The 856-nt window shown below is 65.8% G+C and carries 2 protein-coding genes; both read left to right on the top strand.

Translation table 11 applies throughout. The features are described 5' to 3' along the window. Positions 1 to 461 (top strand): hypothetical protein (locus AC1DT3_RS22940; RefSeq protein WP_477467463.1); only part of this gene is annotated, 461 nt, incomplete at its 5' end. 56 nt (positions 462 to 517) lie between these two features. Further along, positions 518 to 856, top strand: a 339-nt coding sequence (locus AC1DT3_RS22935; RefSeq protein ID WP_477467462.1) for an FAD-dependent oxidoreductase, incomplete at its 3' end; no start/stop codon positions are given.

Raw genomic sequence — 856 nt, 5'->3', positions numbered from 1 at the left:
CTCTCGTTCCTGCCGTGGCTGCCGGGCTCGTCGGCGACGCGGTGGTTCTGGCAGGCGAGGCCGATGGCATTGTCGCCCGGGTCGCCGACGCCGCCGGCGCCGAACTCGTGGTGACATCGGACAACTCGTGGCGGCAGGGCGCCGTAATCGCACGCCGCGACTGGCTGTTGTGCCTCGATGACGGCGACGTTCTGGCGGAAGGATGGATCCACATTCTCGAGCGTTTCGCAGCCTTCGGTCATCCCGATCGGGCGGGACGGTTGCGACGGAAGTCGGGTAGCCCGCTGCAGGCGATCGCCGATCGGGTGCGTCGGTTGGTCGGGGTCGCACCAACGTGCGCCGGCTTCCTCGTTCACCGAAAAGTGCTTCTCGGTGAGGTGCGGGCGAGCGCGACCGTCACCATCCCTGCTGTCGTGGAACGCGACCCGTTCTTCCTCGGCGGGCGACCGGCGGCCTCCTGAGCAAGCTGGTCTCGGCGTCGCTCCACCCTAGTTTCACAAGGAAGCTGGAGGGCACGATGGCTGAACCACAGGTCTTGATCGTCGGCGCGGGACCAACCGGCCTCGCGCTCGGATTGCGCTTGGCTCACCACGGCGTCCCGTTTCGCATCATCGATCGCCATTCCGGTCCGGGCGAAGCGTCCCGCGCGATGGTCGTGCACGCGCGCACCCTTGAATTCTATCGCCAGATCGGCATCGCCGAGGAGGTCGTCGCCAAGGGGATCAAGATGGATGCGATCCATCTCTGGGACGAGGGGAGGCGGATGGCCGACGTTCCCATCGCCGATTTCGGAAAGTCGCTCAGCTATTATCCCTTCGTCCTGAGTTTTCCGCAGGACGATCACGAACGCTTCCTG

This window comes from Microvirga sp. P4_G7 (genome assembly GCF_056401005.1).
This window is presented reverse-complemented; position numbering and strand designations above follow the sequence as displayed.